This is a genomic window from Rhodococcus sp. P4_C10 (assembly GCF_056402135.1).
Genome location: NZ_JBFUHZ010000011.1, coordinates 139060 through 159366, shown reverse-complemented (window position 1 = coordinate 159366; position 20307 = coordinate 139060). Strand labels below are relative to the sequence as shown.

Genomic DNA, 20307 nt, shown 5'->3' with positions numbered 1-20307 from the left:
ATACCAGCAACACTTCAGCCAACGATGCAGCGGCCGACCGAACCCGGTCGCGGGCGGCCCGGCGAGCATCCCCCAGAACAAGCCATTGCCAGCGGTAAACCCTTAGCGCCGGATCATCCGACGCCACCGCGCCTCGACGTGCCGCAGTCGATCAGCGCAGTTGCACCATGCAGAAATTGCTGGGCGTGTTGAGGATGCCGTCGACGGATCCGCTCATCGTGTCCCAGTAGTGGGAGTTCTGATACAGGACCTGGCCGTTTGAAGCGTTGTAGACGGTGCAGGAGATCGCGGTGTCAGACGCTGCGCGAGGCTCGAGACCGACCCAACGACCTTGCTGCGCGACGAAGCGGTGCTGGGCGACTCCACCGCACACCGTTCCGGTGCCGAGCTGACCGTTGTCCTCCCACCAGGAGAACGCCATGCAGCTCGACGGGCCGCCCCATCCGACGATGGACACGATCTCGTCGCCGGGCCGGTAGGTACCGTATGCGTTTGCGGTGCCAGCACTGACTGTGGCTGCGGCGACGGTGATTACGGAAGCGGCAGCGACAGGGGCAAGCTTGCGGAGCTTCATGGAGCGGGGTCTCCTATCCTCGGTTTACCTGGGCCGAACTCGCCAGAAGTCGACTCGGTTCCGGGTGCCAACACAACCCGCGATCCACTCCGGAGCCCGTTAGTGATTGAGGGGAATGTACATGAATCTGGTTGAATTCGTTTACTGGACAGTTGCTGTCAGCGTGATCGAGGCCCGATCATCCCCGCCGGCCCCGGTGTCCACCACCCCACGGAGCACTATCGGCGCAGGAGCCTTCTAGCGATCTCGAGGGTACGTCGAACGCATCGTCTACGTCCCCGATGGCCCGGTCTCCCGTGCATTGTCGGCGCTGCGCGGATTGTCCGCCCACCTATGCCACAGCCGCGAACTCTCGCGTCACGCGCAGGCCGTGAGGCGCTGCCTCAGACGAGGAGAGCCGAGAATTACTGTCCAGCATGTCATTCCATCAGATGACAGGCGGCAACCATGGTTACGTCAGAAATCTCTGATCAGCTACAGTTCGCCCAGTTATTGACGAACATTTTCCGACGCCAAGTGAGGACCGATGCGTAGGTTCTGTCAGCTCATTGCTGGAGGTGCAGCAGCCCTGATCGGCATCTCGGTTGGCTGCAGTGGCACAGCCTCGGCGGCGGATGCTGTTGTCCGCTCGGATTCGGTTTCGGGATCAGTGACCAGTACCGACGGATCCGTCCTGGTCCAGATCCGCAGCCAGTACGGGGCATACACCGAGTGCACGTCCTGGGGTGAATTGGCAGGGGATACCAGTCATCGCCCGGCCTTCGGCTCGCCGGACATCACCTATACAACCGTTGACGCCCGCGACTTCTCGTGGGCGGATGTGGCAGAGGGGACGTACGACGTCTACTGGGTCTGTTCGAACACCTACGGATCGCCCACGTACTACTGGGGGTCTGATCATCGAAAGACCATGTCGTTTCCCAGTCCTTCAACTCGGGTGACGGTTACCCATCCGCTGGACCCAGGAGAGATTGGATTCGGATCCGTCACGTTCGGATCCGCCGCCTGATTGAAGCTTTCTCGGCTCCTCCGTGCGTTGATCCGCTCCCGAATCCGGCCTCCCGCCGGACTTGAATGTTGTGCCCGCGATGTCGTGCCGTTAGGCATCGATAGCAGCGATTATGACGATTCGCCCCTCACCGGGGGTGGTCTCCAGCGCTATGGTCGCGAACTCCAGGACAGAGCGATGCCGTGTCCGCCGCCAGTTTCTCGACCCCGGTGACGATGCCGGCTATCCGCTTGAGGTCGTACGAGCCACTGAGCCAGATTCGGGTGATGTCGGCAATCACATCCTGGGACACGGCCAGACCTGTTGTCGCAGCGGCGTGGACGGCGATCTCCACCGCGATGGTGGGCTCGCCGGCCTCCACGAACTCGTCGATCAGCGACATCGCCAGATCGTCAACACCGTGCCTGACGTGCTCCGCCAGGTCCTCGGCAACTTCGAATGGATCCCGCACGGGTGCAGCCTATGCGTCAGCACCCCCGCCCTCCCCGACGATCCGGTTCGACGCCGGCCCGTCACCGGTCACCTGCTCGATCGCGAGGAAGGTGCCGTCGCCGGTGCGCGGGTGGTCGTCCTGCGTGGTCTGCCGTGTGCCGCCGTTTCACCGCGAGGGAGGCGACGTCCCGTCTCCTTCGTTGTCCCTGCCAGTCCGGAACCTCAATTGAGGCGGAGGATCTCGTTGTGGTCAGTGCTGACGTCGGCGTAGGTGACGCCGCGTTGCCTTCACGGTGCCCATCGCCGGTATCTCGATCTCCCACAGCGCGAGCAGCGCTTCCCCGATACCGTCGGGATCGGCGAAGGCGCCGGGGCGGCACCACCGATCGACGTGCCAATCGTCGTCCTCGACGATTGCGCGCAAGGGTTCGATCGAACCTTCCAGTTCGTCCCACTTGGCGTAGTTGCCAGCGTCGGAGTTGACGAAGCGGTATGCCTGGTACCGCTTTCCGCTGTCATCGGGCAGTGGTGTCGGCGGTCCGGTGACGACGCGCGGCGGCTCGATGCCCACGTCGTCGATCTCGAACAGCACAGTTCCGACGGCGAATCCCTCATCGTTGTCATCGAGGACGAACCAGTCGACGCCGATGTGCGGGTCGCGAGGGACCCGGGAGAGCCTCCTGTTGACCTTGGTTTCCGTCCCTGGGTCGACGCTGCGATCCTCTGTCCACTGCTGCAGAACGAAGCCGGCTGTGAAGTCCTCGATCAATCCCTCCGGGTCCCGATTCACCCCGGGTACCGCCCGGCCTGGATCGTTCGATTCCCCCTCGTCCCACAGCTTCCGTAGCCGCGGCAGGTCCGCCTTCGTCAGCTGCTTCTTCTCGTCTGCCAGGTCGCCGACGAATCGTTGGACCTTGGTGACCATTGCTTTGCTGTCCGAGACGACTACTGCCTCGATCGTTCGGTCGCGTGATCGGGCGGAGGCGTTCGCGGACCCGATCACGGCCTTGGTCGCGGTGGCGATGACTTTGGCGTGTAGCTCACCCTCGCCGTAGACGAGGACGCCCTTCTCGAGATATGCGGCGATCGCCTCCGGGCTCGTCGACCGTGAACGCACCGCGGAATCTGACGCATTCACCACCAGCGTGTCGCCACGCTTGAGCGGCAGCATCGCCGGCGATGCAGGTCCGAGGAAGGCCACCGCCGCATAGCGTGGGCCCGGGGTCTGGGCCGCAGCTGTGATCTCACCCCAGGGGTCGGGACCAACGAAATCGAAGCTCATCCGACTATTGAAGACGCATGTCCGTTCACTCGATTGCTGTTTCGACCGCGTGTCGCGCACTGTGCGGCCGTCAGGCTCGCCGCCTCGACGTAGCCACTTCGACCTGATGGTTGCGCTGTCCCGGCCTGCGGCTACACCTGGCGCTGCTTGCACGGCCGCGGCAGTCGTCGCCTCCAGGCATGCCTCGCCGGACGAGTACGAACTGACCCTCGCCGCCCTCGCTGAAGCACTGAAACCCGAGTTCGGGATCGCTTCCAGGAACGGAGGCTTCACCGCGCTGGTGCGTATCGGCAGCGAATGGCACCTGGCCACCCCAGGGGACTCTCCCAGATCGAGGCCCTCGTCCCCGACAACCTGCCGCCGATCCTCCGATCGGTGCAGCCACCACAGACCCAAGACCTGAACCAGACGGCCCCACGCTGCGCCTGGGTGACGGACTTCACTGCTGCGGTAGGGAACGTACGATTCCGCGCATGGCGACGTACGGGCTCTGGCAGTCGGTCAAACACTTCATGGTGTCGGGTAACCCGCCCTGTTACGAATCCAACTCGCTCGGCGAACTCGACTCGATCGGCCAGAACAAGGGCTGGTACTCCCCTGCCCCGGCAGTGATTGCGCGGCGGAACGCTACCGGTGGCTGGGTGCCGGAATCGTGGGTACGAAAGACACGACTGGTGAACCTGACGCCGGACCAGCCGATCAAGTACCAGCAGGTCCGAGAAGGACTGCGGCCCTGGCCGAACCACTTGGGCGAACCGCCACGCTCCCCGACCGGCCGATAGCAGGGGGACTATGACCTCGACCCTGGTCGTGGATGCTGCCGAGTCATTTAGACGCAGGTGGTCACGCGGGCTCCTTCGGCAAGGGTGAGTCGGTGCAGGTCGACGAGTGTCGCCTGGTCGAGGTGGGATCCGATGTAGCCGCCGGCCAGGACGAAGGCGACCGGCAGGCTTCGTTGACGGCACCAGTCGAACACGATCCGCTCGCGTTGCGCGAGAACCTCGGCGGTGATCCCGTCGAGGCCGCCGATACCGCACCCCTGATAGGTGTCCATGCCGGCGTTGTACAGGCACAGGTCGAATGGTCCGATCCGGTCGGCTTGGGCCACGGCCCGCTTGACGGTGAGCAGATAGTCCTCGGCATGGTCGACGTCCCACAGCGCCGAGTTCGTGTGACCGGAATAGTGGTCGAACTCGTCGACGGAGACGTCTTCCTGCCAGATCCGTGGGTCATGGTCGATGAGTTGCGCGGTTCCGCCGCCGCAGTGGGCGTCGAGATCGAGGATCAGGACGGAGCTGACGGCGCCCTCGTCGAGGAGGGTTTTCGCGGCGATGACCAGGCCGTTGAACGTGCAGAAACCGTCCCCACGGCCACGTTTCGCGTGGTGCAACCCCGACGACAGCGACCCGGCGACGCCGTCCTCGAGGGCGCTGCGTGCGGCGGCGAGCACGCCGCCGTTGGATGCGAGCACCATCGGCCACAGCGCTGGGTCCCAGTCGAATCCCTGAGACTCGGCGATGTACCGCGGCTCGCCGGTCTGTACTGCCTGGATGTACTCGGCGTCGTGGACGCGTTCGAGGTCGTCGGAAGTGAGCGACGGCGGCGTGAGGATTTCGACGCCCTCGATCGGCCTGTCGGCCAGTGAATCCGCAATCCATGCGGCCTTGCGGGTGGTGTCGAAACCGTAGGCGGCGCCGACATAGTCAGGGCTGTAGTAGATCTTCATGTCGGCACCGTCCCGGTTCTGGTCGTGGGTTTCAGTCGGTCACAGTGTTGGCCGGTTCGCTGTCCGCTCTGGTGTCATCCGACGTGGCGACGCCCTCGATCTGGGCGTTGTACCGATCGCTGGCCTCCTTGCGTGCGGTGGTCCGTGCCAGCATTTCTGCCTGTGCGTAGGCGCTGGCGCGCCGCCATGCTGCGTCCTTCGGCACACCTTCGGTAATCAGTTGGTCAAGCATCGGTGCGAAGATCCGTTGCACCTGTCGATGCTCGGCCCAGCCGGTGACGTTCGGCCAGGTGCCGTTCTTGACTGCGCACCAGTAGCCGGACTGCCATTCGTAACGCGCCGGCAGAGCGACGGACCGTGCCGCCGATTCCGACTCGAGTTGCTCGACAAAGCGTTTCGCTTCCCCTTCGGGGTCAGCGAGGAACCGTGGTCCCCGAACAGATGCCATGGTGTACCTCCTTGTCGGACCGTGCGACCCCGAGGGGCGCGCACCGGATGGTGTGCGTGTCAGTCGTCGAGCGCTGCTCGTAGTTCGTCGCTGAACTCAGGCATGACGGCGGCGGGGTTGGCGGTCTTGGCAGTGCGGTAGCTGCGGATGTTGGCCGAGGCAGCGGCCATCGCGTCGCGCGACTTGCCCTTGCTGTAGGTCAGCGACTGGTCACGTTTGACACCGAGCCGCGCGCCGACCTCGACGGCATCCTGATCGGCACCCATGTACAGGAACTGCCAGTCGTACTGGTTCGTGTGCAGCTCCACCAACTTCTTGATCGCCGGCCGGGTCCACTCCCGGCTGGCGTTCTCCAGGCCGTCGGTCATGATCGCAACGATCACCGTGCCCGGGCGCTCATCCTCCGGCAGGCCCGCGAGTTCGGCGCTGACCTCGGTGATGAGCCGACCCATCGCGTCGAGCAGTGCGGTGCTCGAACGTGGCTGCAGGTCGAGCACCGGAACCTCGTCGAGGGAGACATCGCGGTAGACGACCTCGTAGTCGGTGTCGAACTGGGCGAGGGTCACCGTGCACTCGCCGGCGGCGGCGCGCTGGTCATCGATGAAGGCGGCGAAACCGCCCTCCACATCGGACTTGATGCTGTGCATCGAGCCTGAGCGGTCGAGCAGGAACACGAGGCGAGTCAGGTCCAGGTTGGCCACGGAGCGTCCTTTCGTCGGGGGTTCAGGTCTTGCGGCGCGGCTTGAACCGCATCGTTTGCGGGGCGGCGAGCACGCCAGCCTTCTTGTCATACCGGGCCTGCTGGATTTCCTTGGCGGTCACCCGGCCGTCCGGGCGGGCGTAGGCGGCGAGCATCGGGGTGAGTCCCAGTCGTGGGCCGACGGCATTCTCGGTCAGACCCGCCTTCGCTCCCGCGGAGCGCAGGGACAGTTCGTCGTCGAGGACCGCGTGGGCAAGCTGCTCGTCGAGCAGCTTGGTCACCTCTTCCAGCACGACCCGGAGATGCTCCAATGCGTTTGGCGGATCGGAGGATTCGGCGTGAGCGAGTTCGTCGCGGATTCGGGCGTATCGGTTGGACATGACCCATGATACCGCAGTTATTGCGACACCGCAATAACTGCGGATGACGGAGAGCTGTGGCCATACCCTTCCGACTCAGGCCACCAGCCCCTCCGCGGCACCGAGCTTGTCGAGGACCCGGCAGGCACCGTCGTGACCGAGGGTTCCACGCCGGTAAAGCGCGACAGCAATCTCTTCGACAATGGACTCAGTGAAGCGCCGCCGGTTGCTCTTGCCCACGCGGTCGGGCTCGATGAGGCTGCCGTCTGCGCGGGTGACACCTTCGCGCAGCACCCAGTACACCCACTGGTCGGTCTTCCCGAAGAAGCGGGCAACCTCGGCAGTCGAGTAGGTCTTCGGGCACGCATTGGCGGCCAGCAGTGCAGCGAGCCGGTCGGCGGTGGCGGTGGTGGTGGCGGCGGCAGTGGTGGTGGTGGCCGGCGCCACCGGGTGGAGTGCGTCGACTGCCCCCGCCTGGCAATTTCCGGAAATCGAGTCGGTCACGGGGGTGAGTGCGTCGCTCATTCGGTTTCTCCTGCGGTGATGCCCGCCGCAAGCGGGGGCGTACTTGCTCGCCGCCAGTTGACGGTGAGCCGCTTCGTCATCCGAACCACCCCGGAAACGCCTTGGGGTTGGTGCACGGCCAAGTCGGAGCTTGGCGGCCGCATCTCGTGAAGCTGTCAGGCCTTCCGGCCCAACATGATTCATCATACCGCATCAACTGCGTTCGCGCAACAACTGCGGAGAAAGTGGACTGTTGTCCCCCTATCGCAGCACCGGCCCTCGCCGGCTGGTTAGTTGAAGTGATGCAGGAATACGACGACTTCATGTGGACACCGCGCCACGATCTGGCCCACCGCGCCCAGCGCCGAACGCCGTGGGAGTTCTACCTGAACACGATGGTGCGGTTCGAGACCGCCGAGAACGGTGGTGGCGTCGTCTGGCCGCTCGGCGAGAGCGACGAAGAACCCGATCCCCCGTTCGGTCCGCTACACGTGGTGACCGCGATCCAACCGGATCCCGAACCCGACAACGTCTCTCGCGCGCGGATGCTCGTGCTCGACCGCCACCTGCATGCCGCCGGAATCCGGTCGATGCCCGCGGTGGGGTCCAGTTTCACCGGCGATCACAGCGAGGACAGTCGCGCGGTGTTCGGCCTGACCGACCGACAAGCACGCGATCTCGGCGCCCGTTTCGGGCAGGTCGCCGTCTTCGCCTGGAACGGGCCCCGCTGGTCGCTGTTGGCGTGTGCCGGCGACCGGGATTCCCACCGGGGCTGGCGGTGGGAACCCGCCCACCCCCGTGAATCCACCGGTCCACTGCACGAGTAGGTGACGGCGCGGCAGCGGGACACGATGGCCGGCGGGCCGGTCACCACTGCCCGCCGTGTCGCACCGGGGGCAGAGTGCCACGTCCGGCATGATCACGACCACGCGCTTCCACCCTTCTCAGAACGCGGGTCGTCGCGGTCACCGACCAGGACTGCTCGTCACCACCGAGTGCACAGGCATCCAGATAGCTCGGACGCTCGCCGAGCCGTCAGGCCGGTAGGCCGCCGGACAGGTCAGGGGTGGTTGACACGAGAGGACTCGCGACCGGTCAACTCGGTCGAGACGGCATGGAAGGTCACAGGCATGGTGGACGTCGGAAGTCGGTTGCTCACGCATCTACATCAGCAGCTGAACGGAACCGACCCGTGGTCGGTACGTCGGGAACGTGGATTCACCTGGTGGTCGTACCGCATCGCACAGCACGTCGAGGTCGGCCCACCGGTCCGCCAGGACGCCACAGACGTGTGCGTTCTGCGGATCTGGACCGACGTCGCGGAACACGTTGATCCTGCGACCAATCCGGAACTCGTTGTCGCCGCGGCGAACCTCGACCAGACCATGAACGCGCTGGTGTGGAACCCGTCGGCCGGCACGATCACCGAGTGCTGCACGGTCGCGGTCCATGAGGACAACGTCGAACTGTTGGCGACAATTCTCCCGCTCGTGGCGATACTTCAGAACCTCGAAGCCCACAATCGTGCCCCCACAGTCGCGGAAGGAACGGCCGGTCGACCGGCACTGTCTAACCACCCGACCCAAGGCCAACGTCCCGAACTCGACGAGCTGCTGTCCGTTCCGGCCAGAGAGGTCGGCCCCGCTGGTAGCGAACCCTCCCGCTTCGCGGGCGAACTGGTCGAAGGGTTGGGTCAGTTCGCCGCGAACTACGGCTTCATGGGCATGTCCGACGCCTCCGGACTGACCTGCGAGGTCCCGTTCACCGGCAACACACCGAGCGTCATGCAAGGCTCGAATGCCCACGCCGCCGAAACCGCGTTGGTGCAGGTCTTCACCGACCAGCCCCATCCCGTCGCCGGAAACGGCGCACTTGTTCTGCTGAGGCTCCCCGTGTCACCCGGTCAGGAACGTGCGCTCGCCCTGGCCAACGGGCTCAACGCCTGGGAAGCCAACGGCGATGTCAACGCACCGCTGATGCTCGGCGCGTGGTGCCCGGACGCCATGGACGACGGGAACGGCCTTGCATTCCAAACCTTCCTGCCGAACCTCATCGCGAGACCGGGTCTGCTGGAGCAGCAGGTCCTGCTCCAGGCGCACCGGGCGCGGATGGCGCAGTGGTGGCTGAGCCAGCAAAACTGACGCCCGACTCGGCGGCGACCGAAGACCAACTTTCGGGTACCGGTCACGGTCTCCTGGGATCGGTGCGGTCGCACCGAACGTACCCGCACGCCGGATATCAGGGGGCCGGCCGACTGGATCGGGGGCAACGGCCGGCGAAGTCAGCGAGACGATCTGCCGCCCGCCACCTCGCCACCTCGCCGAATGCCTGCACCAGATGCAATTCGTCATCGTTGGGTGCCGGCAACTGCCTCTTATGTCAACCAGTGAGCTCGCTATGAGTGGCCGCGGGACGGACGAGAGGGCAACTCACGTGACCACACGCGTTCTTTCCCTTCTTCGATGTCGCGTCAGCGAACGGTGATCTGCTCTGTGACACGGCGGAGCGGCCCGCAGCGGTGGCCGAGCGTTCGGCGGCGTCCACGGCCCTTACCTCGGCGGCACCGGCAGCCTGTGCGGACTGGCCGGCCTTGCGTGTCTGCACGATCGCCACGAATGCTGCCGCGACTGCTGCTATCGCGCCGATCCACGTCGCGACATCGCCCCACACCATGCTGTCCTCCCCTCTGCCCGCGGACCGTGTACGCGGTTCACCGTTGGTTCTACCTCAGAGCACCGACGTCCTCTGGACCACCGAGTGCGGGAGAACCGGGCGCCAGCAAGGAATGTCAGGCCGTGAACCAGACACCTAGCGAAAGTGCTGTGAATCAAATCTACGTGTGCTAGCGTATCAATCGAGAGGTGACAATCGGATCTACACAGAAATTGGAGTGGGTTATGTTTTCAGGAGAAGTGGCGGTGTTTTCGCCGAAGCGGTGCCTGCGGGGCCGTCGGCTCGTGCTTGTCGACATCGAGAACGTCATCGGTGGGGCCGTCCTGCATGAAGACGCAGTCCGGTGGGCAAAGGCGCAGATTCGGGAGGTGCTCAGGATCGGGGTGGCAGACCACATCGTCATCGGCACCAGCCACATCGGACTCCTGCCGGTCGGCTGCGCCTGGGCCAACCTGCGGTACGTCGTCGGCTCCGGCCCCGACGGCGCGGACCGCGCGCTCCTCACGGTTCTCGACGAGGACGTCGAGTACCGGTTCGACGAGATCGTCCTCATCTCCGGAGATGGGATCTTCACCGACAAGATCGCCAGCCTCGCGGCCCACGGTCTGCGCGTGACCGTTGTCGCCCACCCCGATGGGCTCTCCAAGCGACTCCACCTGGCCGCACACCAAGCCCTCTACCTGACCGACCACTACGCCGACGGCGCCCTCGGAGGTGCCGCATGAGCAAGGACAGCATGAACGACACCACCAGTCAGGCCCTCGTGGCACCCAGCGACATCGCCGAAATGGCCGGCGTCACTAGAGGCGCCGTCAGCAACTGGCGCAAGCGCGCCGACGACTTCCCCGAAGTCCGCGGCGGCACCGCTGCAAAACCCCTGTTCGCCCGTGACGAGGCCCTCGCATGGCTCTCTTCCCGCGGCTACTCCGTCAAGAATGACCACGGCGAAGCCCACGTCTGGTCCACCATGAACGCCCTACGCGGCGCCATCTCCCCAGCCGCGATGGGCGACCTGATCCTCGCCCTCGCCTGCGCGCGCAAGCTCTCAGACGAATCCCCGACCGAGCCCTCCCCGTGGACCCAAGTCCAAGACGACGTCATCCATGGTGGGCTCGAAGCCCTGTCCCGCGTGGCTCAGGTGGAAGCCCGGCGTGACCCGCGGTGGTCGCTTCTCGTCGAGCAGCCCGTCGAGTCTGCCCGCGTCGACCCGGTCGCTGTCGATGTAGTTGTCAGGGCTCTCTCTGGCATCGCCCCCGCGGACCTCGCCCTCGCATCGACCGCCGACTATGTCCTCGCCAAGGTTGCGCGCGCGCAGGTCCGTAGCGGGCTCGAACATGGCTTCGTCGACTCCAGGGTCTCCGAAGTGCTCGGTAATCTGGCGGCCGCCAACGGCGGTCGTGTCCTGTACGACCCAGCCTGCGGAATTGGTGCCGCGCTCCTGGCGGCCCTCGCTGCTGGTCTACATCCGGAGCGGGTCGTCGGGCACGAAATCAACAGGCACGTGCTGCGGCAGGCTGCCCAGCGCGCCTACCTGCGCGGCGTCGATATCGAACTGACCGCCGGCGACGTTCTCACAGACGACCTCGACGCGCAGCTGCGGGCCGACATCGTCGTTGCCGAACCCCCGTATGCGGCGCAACTTCCCCCGTCGATCCATGTATCCGATCCCAGGTGGGAGTTCGGGATGCCCACCCGTCGCTCCTCCGAGACGACGTGGATCCAGCACACCGTCGCCCACCTGGCTGAGCACGGCCGCGGATTCGTGGTCACGCCCGACGGAACCCTATTCCGTAGCAATGAGAAGGCAGTTCGAACCGAACTCGTGCGTCGGGGCTGCGTCGAGGCCATCATCGGCTTGCCCAGGAGAATGCTGCCTCATGTCGCGGTCAATCTCGCTGTATGGGTACTGCGGGCACCTTCCGACGAAGGACGCCCCGATGTCCTGTTCATCGACGCCTCCGACGTCGTCGATGTCGAGAAGCGTATCGGCGGCTGGTTGCCTGCGCTGGACGGCGCCGACATCGACGTGCCGCACCAGCGTGTCGATGTGCGCGACATCCTCGCCTCCGACGGAAACCTGTCGCCCTCCCGGTGGATCCAGGTCGCCGGCCGCAACCCGGCTGAGGTCGTGGACACCTACCTGAACAGCTGGAAGGACCTCAACGAGACGCTCGACCGCATCTCCGGCACCAGCGCATCTCTGCACCACTTCGCCGGAACCCGCGGCGCCCGCATCGTCACCGTCGGCGATCTCATCGACCAGGGCCTTCTCGAGATGCGCCCCGGACGGGTGAAGTCCACCGATCTCCCAGACGAACTCGCGCACCTGTACCTCACACCTGCCCAGATCAAGAACGGACAGCTCCCCGTCATCGAGGACACCGCCACGGTCCCCGTGAACCTGCGGGCCGAGCTCACCGAGGACGGCGACGTGCTGGTCTCCACCCACGGGGCCGTCGGCGCCGTGGTAGATGACACCGGTGGCGGGCATCTCCTGGGATACGGAACCTACCGGCTTCGCAGTACAGATATGGGCCAACTCAACCCCTACTACCTTTCGCTCGTCCTCACTGGATCGTGGAACGATCGCTTCCAGACCGGGGCCGGTATCGGTCGCACCGACATCCGACTCCTCGAGATTCCGCTGGTGTCCGGCGACGAGCAGGCGCACGTGCGCCTGGCAGACATGGCTGTCGCAATCCTGACCGACCAAGCCCGCGCCCTGCTCGCACACGCGCAGTCGGCCCGTGGAGCCATGCGGGACGCCTTGCGCTACAACGTCACGATTCCCGGTGACGAGTGACCGGCGGCATCACCTGGCCCTGCCGATGAGGGCCACGGTCGAGGATGATGCGTCGACGGGGCGGGCATTGCGACCCGCCCCGTGCGGGCACTCCAACGCGACGAAGCCCGGTCGATCTCGTGCTGCGGGCCCACGCCTGCAGCCAAGGCCTGTGTGTAGATGCCGGGAACCTCCGAAATAGGCTGACAAGCCGGAACCATCACGACCTGCAGGTCCCCCCCACCCCCATTTTTGACGAGCAAGGACACCCCGACTGATGACAGTGACCCAGCAGGAGATCGAGAACCGGTTGTGGGACGCCGCCGATGAGCTGCGCGTGGCGATGCCCGAAGCGCAATACTCCTCGGTCGTCTTCCCACTGATGTTCTGGAAGTACCTGTCGGACACCTGGGAGCATCAACACCAGGCATTCCTGGCCGACAACGATGGCCTGGACGACCTCTCCGCCGAGGAAGCTCACGAGATCGAGTACCGCGACTACCAGTTGTTCGAGATCCCGCTCATCCACCCCGGGACCGTCCAGGAGTGTCGCGCGTCCTGGTCGTCGATCCTCGCCACCATCACCCAGCCCGGCCTCGGTCAGCGGGTCCGGGCCTCCCTGCAGGCCATCGAGACGGCCAACCCTGACAAGTTCTCCCGCCTGTTCGGATCCATGACCTGGACCTCCGAGGAGGTGCTCTCAGGGGAGGTGTTGGCGGCGGTCATACAGGCGATGGACCGCACCCCGAAGATGCACGAGGGCAACATGTCCCACGACGTGCTCGGCGGGGCGTACGAGTACCTGCTCAAGCGGTTCTCCGACGGGTCCGGCACCCGCGCCGGCCAGTTCTTCACCCCACGCGAGGTCGTCGAGCTGATCGTCGAGGTCCTCGACCCCAAAGGCTATGAGTCGGTGTACGACCCGACCTGCGGGTCGGGCGGAATGCTCATCGCGTCCGCGAACCTCCTGAAGACTCGCGGCGGGCGGGGCTACACCCTCAGCCTGTACGGGCAGGAGGCCGTACCGGACACTGCGGGTGTGGCACGCATGAACCTCTTCATGCACAACCTGACCCAGTTCAAGGTCGAAGTCGGCGACACACTGAAGGACCCGCGCTTCAAGAAGCCGGACGGCTCCGTCGCCCAGTTCGACGTGATCCTCGCCAACCCGCCCTACTCGCTGAAGTGGAAGCCCTGGACCAACGACACGCGCGCACTCGGCGGAGTCGCACCGGCGAAGTGGGCAGACTGGGCATTCGTGCAGCACATGATCGCCAGCATGGACCCGAGAAAGGGCCGCGCCGGCATCGTCCTGCCCCACGGCGTCCTCTTCCGCGGCAGCGAAGAAGCAGCGATCCGCCGGCGCGTCCTGGACGACGACCTCCTCGAAGCCGTCATCGGACTGCCGGAAAATCTCTTCTATTCGACTGACATCTCGACCTGCATGCTCGTGCTCCGAGCCCCCGGCACCAAAGTCCCGAAGCGTCAGGACGGCGTGCTGTTCGTCGATGCATCCACGAGGTTCAGCAAGGGCAAGAACCGGAACGTCCTGACAGAGGCCGACATCGCCGACGTGGTGACCGTCTACCACTCGGACTTCGACCCCAACGGCAACCCGGTCGACCCTGACGGCGACGGCGGACTAGCAGCGCGATTCGCCCCGACCACGGAGATCGTGGCGAACGGGTACGACCTCAACATCGGCCGCTACATCAAGCAAGCCGCCGCCGCGCAGGAAGACCTCAGCACCCTCATCGACACCTACAACATCGCCCGAGCAGAGCGTCAGAAGGCCGAGCAGTACATGCTCACAGTGCTCGCTGCCGCCGGGATCGAGGGCTTCGATGAGTGAGTGGCGGCACGTTCCTGCGGGAAAGATCGCCCGTCAGCGGAAGGAGATCGTTCGTCTAGAACCCGGGACCGAATACCGGACGATGGGTGTGCGGTGGTATGGCAAAGGCGCCTACGACAGGGGTGTCGTAACGACTGAGACAGTCAAGGCCAAGTCCCTCTATCGGGCGAGGGAAGCAGACTTCACGTTCAACCGGATCGACACCCAGAAGGGTGCCTTCGATGTCGTCACCGCTGATCTTGATGGCACCCTGGCGACGAACGAGTTCCCCCTCTACGAAGTGAACGACGGGGAGGTGGACGCCCGTTTCCTGCTCCTCAACTTCCAACGCCCCGAAGTGTTGCGGCAGATCGCTGCCGTCCGTGCAGGCTCAGAGGGGCGTGCGCGATGGAAGGAAGCTGACTTCGAAGCATGGATCGTTCCCCTTCCGCCGCTTCCTGTCCAGTGGAGGATCCTCGAGGTCATTGGTGCGGTGGACGACCAGATTGTCGCACTCGACGCCGAAGCAGAGGTGCTCGATGAACTCTGGTGGGCGCTGGGTCGGGAGATGTCGGTTGCGGTTGCCGGTGTCGAGACGGTCCCCTTGTCGTCGTTTTGTGAGATCTCGGGAGGTCTCACGAAGAACAAGAAAGATCTTAATCAGCCGGACCTGGTGGAGGTGCCGTACCTCCGTGTGGCGAATGTCCTTCGACACCACCTGAATCTGTCTGAGGTGGCGAGGATCCAGACCACTCAGGCCAAGGCGGAAAAGCTCCGACTGCAATCAGGCGACATTCTGATGAACGAGGGCGGGGACAGGGACAAGCTTGGCCGGGGACACGTCTGGGAGGACCAGATTCCCAACTGCATCCACCAGAACCATGTCTTCAGGGTCCGGGTCACCGATCAACGCTTCGACCCGTATTTCGTATCGGCTTGGGGCAATACTTTCGGCCAGGATTGGTTCGCGACATTCGGTACGCAGACGACAGGTATCGCCTCCATCAACCGCACGACCCTCAGCAGGTTCCCCGTCCCAGATGTCCCGCTGGCTGTCCAGCAGAACTGGGCGCGCCGTCTCGGGGCCGTTGTAGCGACGATGGACTCCCTCCGAGGTCAGGCAGCCAGCCTGCGAGCAACGCGCGCCAGCCTGGTATCTGGCCTGCTGGACCGAGGCATCACCATCGACGCCGTGTCCTCCGAGTTCGAGGTGGTCTGAGCCGTGGCTAAGGGTATTCGAGAGCGTGAGTTCCAGAATCTGATGATCCAGTGGTCTCTCCCGATGGGCTGGGGCTTCACTGCGGGGCGGTCGTTGCCGCGGGAGACGACGCAGACGGTGCTCACTAGTCAGTTGTGGGACGCGATCGTCCGGTTCAACCCGGGGGTGGTCGACGGGTTCGACGTGGATGCGGTGGTCGAGGAGATCATCGCCACGGTCAACGCCGTAGAGGGCGGACTGGTGCGGGCCAACGAGCAGGTGCTGCACCTGCTGCGCGGGCACAAGGAGTTCCGGGACGCCGCCGGCGTGTGGCACCCACTCAAGGTCATCGACTTCGAGGATCCGGCAGCCAACACGCTGGTCGTGTCCGACGAAGTATCAATCACCGTCCCCGGCAAGACGTCCCGCCGGTTCGACCTCGTGTACTGGGTCAACGGGCTGCCGCTGGTCGTGGTCGAAGTGAAGTCACCGACCGCGAAGTCAGGGTGGGCCGACGCCGCCCGCGAGATCAACGACGTCTACTCCGCCGAGTACCCGTGGTTCTTCACCCCCAACGTCTTCGCCGTCGCCTCCGACGGGCTGACCCTGAAGTTCGGTGCCGCCGGCGCACCCACCAACCTGTGGCAGCCGTTCCGATCCACCGCCGACGACGAGAACCTGTCCGGCCAGGCCGACGTGCAGCGTTCCGTCGAACTGCTGCTGAATCCGGCCACCGTCCTGGACATGCTCGCCAACTTCGCCCTCTTCGACACCTCCGGCGGCGGGGTCGACAAGAAGTACCTGCCCCGCTACCCGCAGATGGAAGGCGCGCACCTGATCCACCAGCGGGTCCTCGCCGGCGGGTCGAAGGGGCTGGTCTGGCACCACCAGGGGTCCGGGAAGACGCTGCTGATGGTGTTCGCCGCCTCGCTGCTGCTGGCCGACACCCGAACCGAATCGCCCACGATCATCCTGCTCTCGGACCGCACCCAGCTCGTGCGGCAGACCTCCGGGGTGTTCACCTCCGCGATGGGCGACGCCTACTTCCATCAGCCCGCCACCAGCGCGGAGTTGCGGTCCCTGCTGGCCGACGACGTGCGCGGGGTCATCTCCACCACCGTGCACAAGTTCGCCGACGCCGGCAAGAACCTGTCGACCCGGCCCAACATCGTCGTGATGGTCGACGAGGCACACCGCACCCAATCCTCCAGGTCGAAGTCACTGGCCGGGCAGATGCGGGCGGCGTTGCCGCACGCGAAGTACTTCGGCATGACCGGCACCCCCGTTCGCAACCTCGCTACAGACACCTTCGCCCTCTTCGGTGAGGAGTCCGACCCGGGCCGGGTGCTGCACCGCTACTCGGTGTCCCGGTCCCTGTTGGACGAGGCGACCGTCCCGGTCATGCTCGATCCCCACCCGGTCGCGTTCGAGCTCAACGACGCGGAGTTGCAGGCCGAGTTCGACGAGTTCGCCGATGACTTCGACATCGACGACCCCGACCGTGAAGCCCTCTCCCGTAAGTTCGGGCGCCTGACGTCGGTGTTCGCTAACCCCGACCGCATCCACGCGGTCTGCCAGGACACCGTCGACCACTATCTGGCCGGCACCTACCGCAACGGCCTCAAGGCCCAGGTCGTCGCCTACAACCGTGAGCTGGCTGTCGCGTACACGGACAAGATCAACGAACTGCTGGCCAGCTTCGAGACGGCACAGGTTCTCGACGAGGTCGGCAAGCACGAGAAGATCACCGCCGAGGTGAACATCTCGGTCTCCGATGCCAAGGATGAGGACCCCGCCCTGCGGGCCTACCAGCTGTCGGAGGTGCAGGAGGAGGAGCAGAAGCGGCGGTTCCTCACCCCGGACGACCCGCTGTGCTTCCTAGTGGTGACCGCGAAGCTAATGACCGGGTTCGACGCCCCCAACGAGGGGGTCCTCTACCTGGACAAGCCGCTCAAAGCCCACAATCTGTTCCAGACGATCACCCGTCCGAACCGGACCTGGGTGTCCCCGACCGGGTTCGTGAAGACCTGCGGTGTGGTCGTGGACTACATCGGCCTGGCCGAAGAGGTCCAGCGGGCCGTGGTCGACCCCACCTCCGAGGAAGCCGGCAAGGGTGGCGGGTTCGTCACCGACCTGTCCGAGCTGGTCGCCGAGTTCCGCACCACCTTCGCCCGCATCGAAGACCTCCTCACGGACATCGACGGCCTGGACCTCACGGTGCACAGCTACGAGTCCGTGCGAGCTATCAACGTCTTCCTCGACGCCAACCCCGGTGCAGCCGAGGTCTTCACTAAGGACTACCGCCTTTTGGCCCGCCTGTACCCGCTCATCAACACCGACAAGCGCGTCTCCAAGTACCGGGACGGCTTCGGGCTGTTCGGATCCGTGTACACGACCCTGTTCAAGAAGTCCTCCGACGAGGAGCGCAAAGAACGCCTCGGCGAACTGGGCCCGATGGTTCTTGAGATCATCAACGCCCACGTCCACTCCTTCACCGTGGTCGCCGGCCAAGAAGAACCCCTCACCCTGGACGCCCAGGGCATCGCCATCCTCAAGGAGTTGCTGGCCCTCGTCCTCCCCAAGCCCGACGCCGACGGCAGCGACGACAAGACGCCACCGTCCGCGGCGGAAATCCTCGACCGCATCAAGGCTGCCCTCGACAAGGGCGTCGAACCAGGGTCCGCGAAGTACACCGCCCTCGCCGAGCGGATCAAACTACTGAGGGACCGGATCATCCAGAACTCCCAGGACGCACTGGAGTTCCTGGCCGAAGCACTCCGGGTCGCCCGCGCCATCGTGAACGCCGAGAAGCACCCCGACGAAGCAGTGGTCGTGCTCGACGACGACCACGTGGGTGTTCTGTCGCGGATCATTCACGACCACGCACCGACCGGCCTCACGGTGACGGAGAGGAACCTGGCCGAGGAGATCGACCAGGTCGTCACCCGCACCCTCGCCCGATCATGGGACAACGCCGACGCCCGCAACCGCGGCGCCCGCCGCGCCACAGCCGCGGTCTTCCGCAGGTACATGTTGAAGCCGGTGGGCGAGCCGTACGACTCCACCGTCGCCTACATCGAAGCCCACTACCTCGTTGACTGACGGCCGCACCGAGGCCCAGCAAACCTTTGGCGGTTGCTGGGCCTCATGCTGCGCGAGCGACATATACCCGGTCTATGCCCCGTCCCGTATCGGCAGCACCGCCGCACCCGGGACGCTCCACTTGTGCGGACTGCGCCTTCGACTCCGCTGCGGAAGCGATGGGGGCTTGGGATCAGTTGCATTTCACAGTTTCAGTGAGATGACCTCCTGATAGATGCTCTCATCACTGAGTTTTCGGACGAGGTAGTCGACCCAAGCTTCGGTGTAGACGTAGGAGCCAAAAGGTGCGTTGTAGAGGCAGAAGTCCTGCTTGGTCTTAGCGGGGTTTCCGCTGTCACCTGCTGGTCGCACTTCAAAGTAGTTCCAGGCCTGCGTGTGGTTGTGCTGAGTGAACCTTCGACCAAGCCTTTCAGCCACCTTCATGGCTACTTTCCCTGGGAGAAGGGTTCCCAGTGCTGCCACGTGAACCTGCTTCTCATGGATGATCGTCTGAACCTGATCGACCAACAAATTCTGTTCTTCGGTGAGGTCCTCAGCTCGGACGAACGTCATCGCTGCATCTGCCTCAGACTTCGCCCCCTTGTGCGGGATGAGATAGATGCGGAAGTCGAACTTCTGGTCTGAAACGACGTCCGGGTCGATGGAAGCATCGAAATCTTGAACCCACTCCAGAGTCCCTTTAGGGATCTGCCTGCGGGTCTTCTTGATCGCTTCAACCGCTCCTCCAGTGATGGATGAAAGAAACAACGGGAAGCGGATCTCCGATCCCAGCGCTTCATCCTCGCCGAACACTTCAACGAGCGTGTTCTCGTAGTTGAGTAGGTAGGCCTGAGTACGGCCCGCGACCATCGCCGCAATGTTCTTCTCGTATCTGTGTTCGATGCGGTTTCGGAGTCCAACGAAGAACTCTAGGTTCGACTTTCGTGGATCGTTCTGATCGAAGAACTCATCCTTCAATGTGCTGAGTGGCTTGTGCTTCCAGCCACCGTCTTCAGGATGTCGAACCCTCCGGTTTCGCTTGTCTCGTATGTAAACATCACCACCAGACTTCTCGGTGGACGCCTGCAGGAGCTTGAGCCACCCCATGGACATGTGGACGATGAAGCTTCCAGCTGCCTTGCTTCACCGGATCGGTTGTAGAGGTCAACAGCGAGCCTGACTTCGTTCTTGGATGCCTGGAGCACATGCCACCAATTCGCGCGGGGAGCCATGACCAGGGACCTTAGCGATTCAGCGCAACACCCATAACCTGTCTCAGATCCTTGGTTGTGGGACGGTCGCGGGCCGGCGGACGTCGAAGCGGATCACCCCAGGTACCTACGTCTCATAAGTTCATTCCAAAACATCGTGTCTAAACAGTGCTACGGAAACAACTTTCGGCACGCTCCGGTCATGGAGCTGGGGTATGCGCGGGTGTCGACAACGAAGCAGGACCTCGACCGGCAGATCGACGCCCTCACCAAAGCGGGGATCGACCCGGCGAACATCTACGTGGACAAGAACTCCGGGGCCACCACCGACCGCCCCGGGCTGACCGCACTGCTCGAGTACGCCCGTGACGGCGACGTCATCGTCACGCACACCCTCGACCGGCTGGGCCGGAACATCCGCGACACTCTCAACCTGATCCACGAGCTGCGCGAGCGTGGGATCGGGATCCGTAACCTGGCCGACCTGATCCGGATCG

General features: G+C 64.5%; 17 protein-coding genes, 1 pseudogene and 1 riboswitch. Of the genes and pseudogenes, 9 read left to right on the top strand and 9 right to left on the bottom strand.

Annotation, left to right across the window (positions count from 1 at the left end; all coding sequences use genetic code 11):
* Positions 1 to 151 precede the first annotated feature (151 nt).
* From AC1DWC_RS10715 to AC1DWC_RS10705, 3 genes are all read right to left on the bottom strand, one after another.
* On the bottom strand, positions 152 to 574 hold the full coding sequence (locus AC1DWC_RS10715) for a hypothetical protein (protein WP_477907853.1): 423 nt from the start codon (positions 572 to 574) through the stop codon (positions 152 to 154).
* Positions 575 to 1710: 1136 nt separating this feature from the next.
* A complete protein-coding gene (locus AC1DWC_RS10710) occupies positions 1711 to 2034 on the bottom strand; it encodes a hypothetical protein (protein WP_477907851.1) in 324 nt (107 codons plus the stop codon).
* A 231-nt stretch (positions 2035 to 2265) separates the two neighbouring features.
* Positions 2266 to 3297 carry a phospholipase D family protein gene (locus AC1DWC_RS10705; RefSeq protein ID WP_477907849.1) on the bottom strand — a complete coding sequence of 344 codons (1032 nt, stop codon included), beginning with the start codon at positions 3295 to 3297 and terminating at the stop codon, positions 2266 to 2268.
* A 473-nt stretch (positions 3298 to 3770) separates the two neighbouring features.
* On the opposite strand from AC1DWC_RS10705, the gene AC1DWC_RS10700 reads away from it, so the two are divergent.
* Complete coding sequence (locus AC1DWC_RS10700) at positions 3771 to 4079, top strand: hypothetical protein (protein WP_477907847.1); 309 nt, start codon at positions 3771 to 3773, stop codon at positions 4077 to 4079.
* A gap of 47 nt (positions 4080 to 4126) precedes the next feature.
* Here AC1DWC_RS10700 and AC1DWC_RS10695 read toward each other — a convergent pair whose 3' ends face one another.
* The 5 genes from AC1DWC_RS10695 to AC1DWC_RS10675 all read right to left on the bottom strand — a co-directional run bounded on the left by AC1DWC_RS10695 (position 4127) and on the right by AC1DWC_RS10675 (position 7055).
* On the bottom strand, positions 4127 to 5023 hold the full coding sequence (locus AC1DWC_RS10695) for an arginase family protein (protein WP_477907845.1): 897 nt from the start codon (positions 5021 to 5023) through the stop codon (positions 4127 to 4129).
* Positions 5024 to 5054: 31 nt separating this feature from the next.
* Positions 5055 to 5471: a hypothetical protein gene (locus AC1DWC_RS10690; protein WP_477907844.1), complete on the bottom strand. Its 417-nt coding sequence runs from the start codon at positions 5469 to 5471 to the stop codon at positions 5055 to 5057.
* Positions 5472 to 5530: 59 nt separating this feature from the next.
* Positions 5531 to 6172, bottom strand: a complete 642-nt coding sequence (locus AC1DWC_RS10685) for a vWA domain-containing protein (protein ID WP_477907842.1) — start codon at positions 6170 to 6172, stop codon at positions 5531 to 5533.
* 22 nt (positions 6173 to 6194) lie between these two features.
* Positions 6195 to 6464 carry a hypothetical protein gene (locus tag AC1DWC_RS10680; protein WP_477907840.1) on the bottom strand — a complete coding sequence of 90 codons (270 nt, stop codon included), beginning with the start codon at positions 6462 to 6464 and terminating at the stop codon, positions 6195 to 6197.
* Between the two features lie 162 nt (positions 6465 to 6626).
* On the bottom strand, positions 6627 to 7055 hold the full coding sequence (locus AC1DWC_RS10675; RefSeq protein WP_477907838.1) for a DUF7229 domain-containing protein: 429 nt from the start codon (positions 7053 to 7055) through the stop codon (positions 6627 to 6629).
* Positions 7056 to 7089: 34 nt separating this feature from the next.
* Positions 7090 to 7207: riboswitch (SAM riboswitch) on the bottom strand.
* On the opposite strand from AC1DWC_RS10675, the gene AC1DWC_RS10670 reads away from it, so the two are divergent.
* The 7 genes from AC1DWC_RS10670 to AC1DWC_RS10640 all read left to right on the top strand — a co-directional run bounded on the left by AC1DWC_RS10670 (position 7202) and on the right by AC1DWC_RS10640 (position 18620).
* Positions 7202 to 7861 carry a DUF3293 domain-containing protein gene (locus tag AC1DWC_RS10670; protein ID WP_477907836.1) on the top strand — a complete coding sequence of 220 codons (660 nt, stop codon included), beginning with the start codon at positions 7202 to 7204 and terminating at the stop codon, positions 7859 to 7861. It overlaps the preceding riboswitch by 6 nt.
* A 462-nt stretch (positions 7862 to 8323) precedes the next feature.
* Positions 8324 to 9175 carry a hypothetical protein gene (locus AC1DWC_RS10665; RefSeq protein WP_477907834.1) on the top strand — a complete coding sequence of 284 codons (852 nt, stop codon included), beginning with the start codon at positions 8324 to 8326 and terminating at the stop codon, positions 9173 to 9175.
* Positions 9176 to 9952: 777 nt separating this feature from the next.
* Positions 9953 to 10432: an NYN domain-containing protein gene (locus tag AC1DWC_RS10660; RefSeq protein ID WP_477907832.1), complete on the top strand. Its 480-nt coding sequence runs from the start codon at positions 9953 to 9955 to the stop codon at positions 10430 to 10432.
* Complete coding sequence (locus tag AC1DWC_RS10655; protein WP_477907830.1) at positions 10429 to 12510, top strand: N-6 DNA methylase; 2082 nt, start codon at positions 10429 to 10431, stop codon at positions 12508 to 12510. Before AC1DWC_RS10660 ends, AC1DWC_RS10655 begins: the two co-directional genes overlap by 4 nt.
* 256 nt (positions 12511 to 12766) lie before the next feature.
* Positions 12767 to 14341: a type I restriction-modification system subunit M gene (locus AC1DWC_RS10650; protein ID WP_477907828.1), complete on the top strand. Its 1575-nt coding sequence runs from the start codon at positions 12767 to 12769 to the stop codon at positions 14339 to 14341.
* Positions 14334 to 15539 carry a restriction endonuclease subunit S gene (locus tag AC1DWC_RS10645; RefSeq protein WP_477907826.1) on the top strand — a complete coding sequence of 402 codons (1206 nt, stop codon included), beginning with the start codon at positions 14334 to 14336 and terminating at the stop codon, positions 15537 to 15539. Before AC1DWC_RS10650 ends, AC1DWC_RS10645 begins: the two co-directional genes overlap by 8 nt.
* 3 nt (positions 15540 to 15542) lie before the next feature.
* Complete coding sequence (locus AC1DWC_RS10640) at positions 15543 to 18620, top strand: type I restriction endonuclease subunit R (RefSeq protein WP_477907823.1); 3078 nt, start codon at positions 15543 to 15545, stop codon at positions 18618 to 18620.
* A 183-nt stretch (positions 18621 to 18803) separates the two neighbouring features.
* On the opposite strand, the gene AC1DWC_RS10635 is transcribed toward AC1DWC_RS10640, so the two are convergent.
* Positions 18804 to 19721 carry a DUF3644 domain-containing protein gene (locus AC1DWC_RS10635; protein WP_477907903.1) on the bottom strand — a complete coding sequence of 306 codons (918 nt, stop codon included), beginning with the start codon at positions 19719 to 19721 and terminating at the stop codon, positions 18804 to 18806.
* A 291-nt stretch (positions 19722 to 20012) separates the two neighbouring features.
* On the opposite strand from AC1DWC_RS10635, the pseudogene AC1DWC_RS10630 reads away from it, so the two are divergent.
* Positions 20013 to 20264: pseudogene (locus AC1DWC_RS10630) on the top strand (recombinase family protein); the annotation flags it as partial.
* Positions 20265 to 20307: the final 43 nt, after the last annotated feature.

What these genes read in the sequence shown, in the direction of transcription:
- AC1DWC_RS10690 (WP_477907844.1), bottom strand. Translation starts at nt 5,471, where the DNA reads ATGGCATCTGTTCGGGGACCACGGTTCCTCGCTGACCCCGAAGGGGAA.
- AC1DWC_RS10645 (WP_477907826.1), top strand. Translation starts at nt 14,334, where the DNA reads ATGAGTGAGTGGCGGCACGTTCCTGCGGGAAAGATCGCCCGTCAGCGG.
- AC1DWC_RS10700 (WP_477907847.1), top strand. Translation starts at nt 3,771, where the DNA reads ATGGCGACGTACGGGCTCTGGCAGTCGGTCAAACACTTCATGGTGTCG.
- AC1DWC_RS10650 (WP_477907828.1), top strand. Translation starts at nt 12,767, where the DNA reads ATGACAGTGACCCAGCAGGAGATCGAGAACCGGTTGTGGGACGCCGCC.
- AC1DWC_RS10655 (WP_477907830.1), top strand. Translation starts at nt 10,429, where the DNA reads ATGAGCAAGGACAGCATGAACGACACCACCAGTCAGGCCCTCGTGGCA.
- AC1DWC_RS10715 (WP_477907853.1), bottom strand. Translation starts at nt 574, where the DNA reads ATGAAGCTCCGCAAGCTTGCCCCTGTCGCTGCCGCTTCCGTAATCACC.
- AC1DWC_RS10705 (WP_477907849.1), bottom strand. Translation starts at nt 3,297, where the DNA reads ATGAGCTTCGATTTCGTTGGTCCCGACCCCTGGGGTGAGATCACAGCT.
- AC1DWC_RS10695 (WP_477907845.1), bottom strand. Translation starts at nt 5,023, where the DNA reads ATGAAGATCTACTACAGCCCTGACTATGTCGGCGCCGCCTACGGTTTC.
- AC1DWC_RS10675 (WP_477907838.1), bottom strand. Translation starts at nt 7,055, where the DNA reads ATGAGCGACGCACTCACCCCCGTGACCGACTCGATTTCCGGAAATTGC.